This is a genomic window from Alloscardovia macacae (assembly GCF_002259705.1).
GTDB lineage: Bacteria > Actinomycetota > Actinomycetes > Actinomycetales > Bifidobacteriaceae > Alloscardovia > Alloscardovia macacae.
In genome coordinates, this window is sequence record NZ_MWWT01000014.1 from 1 (window position 1) to 4,113 (window position 4,113).

1 protein-coding gene is annotated in these 4,113 nt (G+C 50.5%); it reads right to left on the minus strand.

The window, feature by feature from the left end; genetic code table 11:
* Positions 1–3,968 (minus strand): hypothetical protein (locus ALMA_RS07960; protein ID WP_211278358.1); only part of this gene is annotated, 3,968 nt, incomplete at its 3' end.
* Positions 3,969–4,113 lie beyond the last annotated feature (145 nt).

Consider the following 4,113-nt stretch of genomic DNA (forward strand, 5'->3'; position numbering starts at 1 on the left):
GGGATACTCCAGACACGAAGGGTCAGGGTGGTCAGACACTGAATACGACCACGACCGTCACCTACACCGACGAGACGACCGGCCGTACCTTTAGTGAGAAGGTCACCGTTCCAGTGGTTGTTCTGCCGAAGGCATCCAGCCAGGTCACCGTATCTCAGGGTACGTCGGACGATGAACTCAAGGCTGTAGTGAAGAGTGAAGCAGACCGCATCCTCACCTCCAGCGAGTTCACCTCCAGGCTCCCACAGGGTGCTACCGTCGTCTCCTCGGATATTACCGAGGCGATTAAGACGGGCATTACCGCTGAGCCAGGTCAGAACCGCGGTATCGTGAACGTTCCAGTCGCCCTCGAAGACGACCAGTGGAGTAGACGATGCGTTATCCACGACGTTTACTGTGACTGGAACAGTGGTCGTAAAGGTTTCGTCGCCTACAGTGTAGGTGACTGGCACGTTCACGATACCACGGTTCTGGCCAGCTTCAGCCGTCAGGTCCTTCGCGATAGCCTCGGTCACGTCAGTCGCGACGACCTTCGCACCAGCTGGTAGCAGGTCAGTGAACGACTTCTGCTTGACAGCACGCTCAGCCTCGCTCTTAACCACAGACTTGACCGTATCATCCGACGTGCCCTTCGACACCGTGACCTCACCACTCGTCTTCGGAAGAACTATGACAGGCACATCCACAGATTCCTTGAACTCCTGACCAGTCGCGTCATTCGTATACGTGATAGTCGTGGACGAGGAGAGTGTCTTACCTGCCTGACCAGATGTGTTTGGCAGATCAGTTGTGTCTTCTACCTTTGCGGTGAATCCATCCACCTTCTGAGGTGTGACATGCTTCTTGACATCATCATTCTGCACTTTGTCGCCATCAAACACATAAGTCGGAGTAGTCGTAGACTTCGCTACTACGTTTACCGTTACTGGAACGGTAGCCGTGTAGGTCTGACCGTTGAGCGTATAGGTGACTGGAACATTCACAGTACCACGATTCTCGCCAGCCTGAGCAGTCAACCCAGCAGCAATCGCCTCAGTAATATCAGAAGATGTCACGGTAGCACCCTCTGGCAGAGACTTCTTAAAATCATCAGACGCGAGAACACGATCTGCTTCCGTCTTCACGATACCCTTGAGAACATCATCCGATGTGCCCACAGACACAGTAACTGTGCTCTTCGCCCGAGGTAGAACAATCACAGGAACAGACACTTCTTCCGTGTACGCGTCACCAGAGGTCGGAGTATATGTCACGCTCGTCTTCGCAGATAGTGTCTTACCAGCCTGACCATCCGTGGACGGAACATCCGATGGATCCTTCTTCGCAGACGTGTAACCTGCTACATTAGCAGGAGTCACATTATCATTCACCGTCGTGCTGTCGATCTTGTCGCCTTCAAACACGACAATCGGAGTCGTGGACGACGCCTTGACCGTAATCGTATACGTCGTGCTCGTCGTCGCAGTATTATCGCCCGCGTTCACACCCGTAGCCGTATCCGAATCAGCAGTCACCAGGTTACCATTCGAATCAATAGCATTCACTGTAACCTTATACTCGCCAGTCTGATCCAGCTTAAACAAACGTAAATCAGACGACGCAGACCCCTGCTCGACCCAGTTCGCACCCTTAATATTAAACGTTTCCTGCTTCGTCGTCCCATCTGGATACACGACAAGAACACTCGTAATCTTCGTATTCTTATGCGGAGTCGTCGAATCATCCTCCGTATCCACGATATTCACACCAGCAGCAGGCTGATGAATAGTATTCACCGACTGACCCTGAATAGCCTCATACGAGGTAGACGAGGAAGTAGGAGCATCATTCACCACAGTCGCCTTATCATCCGACGACGCGATAGTAGGAAGAGTAATAGGATCAAACTCCGACGCAGGCGTAATATGCCACTGACCATCCGCCTTCGAATCCGTCACAGACGACCCATCCGACGCAGTCCACGTATCCGTAGCCTTACTATACTTCAGCAACACCGTCATGCCCTGCTGACTAGAAGTCTGCTCGCGAGGAACAGTAGTCTTCGCGATATCCTCAGTGCTCACCGCAGTAGCTTCACCAGCAGCATTACGCGTACGATGATACTCATAAATACCAAACTCCGTATCACCATTCGCCAAAGCATTCGTCAAAATATGACGATACGTAGTCGTATCACCATTCACAACCTCACGATAATCAGATGGAAGCTCCCACTGACCAGACTGAGCATTAAACGAAGCCGTCACCTTCGTACCATGAATATCGGTCAACTCGACCTTATTACGATACAACATCACCGACGCATCCTCGACAAACGCCTGCGCCTTAATATTATCCACGTCAGCCTTCGCCGTCGCATCCGACGTCACCTTCAGATTAAACTCCTGGCCCACAGTACCGACAGTATCGCCTTCCTTCACAGCAGAATTCGTCGTACCAGCATCCACCAGCCAAGAACCATTCACAGCCTTCAAGTTCGTCACCGACCCGTCAGGAGTCTGAATCGTCGCAGTCGTAGCATGAGAACTAATAGACACAGGAATCTCAGTAGCATACGCATGCACATTCTTCACCACAATCTGCGGCTTAACCACCACAGTCGTATACCCATGCGCCTCATTACCATTAATATTATAATCGTGGCTTGGCGCGTTAGAATCCTTCGCGAACACAGGAACCACATAAATACCTTCCTGCGAAGCAGTACCCGTCAAAGCAGTATCAAAGCCAGAAGCCACAGCCTTACCCGAACGATCAGCAGCAGGAACAGACACATTACCCGTAAACGACAGTCCAGGAATAGTCGTATCCGCGATACTACCCACAGCAGCATTACCACCCGTAGTCGTCACCTGACCAGCCATACCAAGCACAGCAGCATCCAGCTTATTACGCACAGTAGCAGTACGACCCAAAGGATTACCCTGAGCATCGACCAACTGAAGCGGAACATTCGCACCATTACGCCTACCAGCGTGAGTACCACCATTATCGTTATACCCCGTATACAGATTCACTGTACCATTCAAATCCACAGTCGTGGTCTTACCAGAAATACCATCCAGAGTAGGAGCCTTCGTATCCTTATACTGGAAAGCGATAATAGCCTGAGAAGACTTACCAAAAGCAAACTTCTGCTCGACACCCGTCTGAGAATTCTTCGCAGTAAAGTTCACCTCAGCACCCTGGAAACCATACTCGATAGAATTATTACCAGAATTATCCAAACCACCGATAATGGAACCCTGAATCGTATCCGTCTGAGAATCATACGCCACACCAGCAGGAAGCCCCGTCACCGTAAAGTCTTCGATAGACCAACCAGCAGCCTTCGCAGAATCCGACAGCTGAATACGCTTCGAAAAATCAGGAATATACACCTTATCCGTGCCCTGCTCATACCCACGAGGCTCGACCACAGACATAAACAAATCCATAGCACCAGTACTCGAATACAGCACTGCATCTGACGAACTAATATTCTTGTTCGCAGTCAGCACAGGCTGCCGCTTACCCTTCCACAAAGGCGCCTGCTGAGCAGCATCCTGAACCTGAGCAGCTGTCTGACCATAAATCTGACGACCCATCGTATTCGTAGCTTGCCCACCATTATAAGTCATAGTAAGCTGCGGAATATTCACCGACTCGCCAGTCATCTGACCACCATACACAGTGAACTCAAGACCATTCAAATCAGCACTCGACGGATTATTCACGCCGATAAGGCCCATACCAGCGCCATTACCGTTTGTAGAATTCGTAGGGAACGTAAAAAGTCCCGTACCTGTAAAGTTATCACTGGTAATAGCCTCATTATTATCCAGTGTAAAAGTACGCGTCGGCAAAGTAGCCGTAGCCGCAGCATTCGCCAGCCACGCCCCACCCGTAGCCAGCACAGCCACAGCAGCAGCTGCAGCTATACCAGCACGAGTGCGACCACGCAAAGCGCGTTTCATAGAAATATCCATGTGGATAATCTCCTCTTTTTACTCTGATGTAGCACATTCATGGACAGAAAACCTGTGAGTATTCGCCTTCGAATAGGAAGAGCCAGTCTTCACTACTCACAGGCAAAATCACAAGACTAAAATGAGTAAGAATTCACTCGCATTA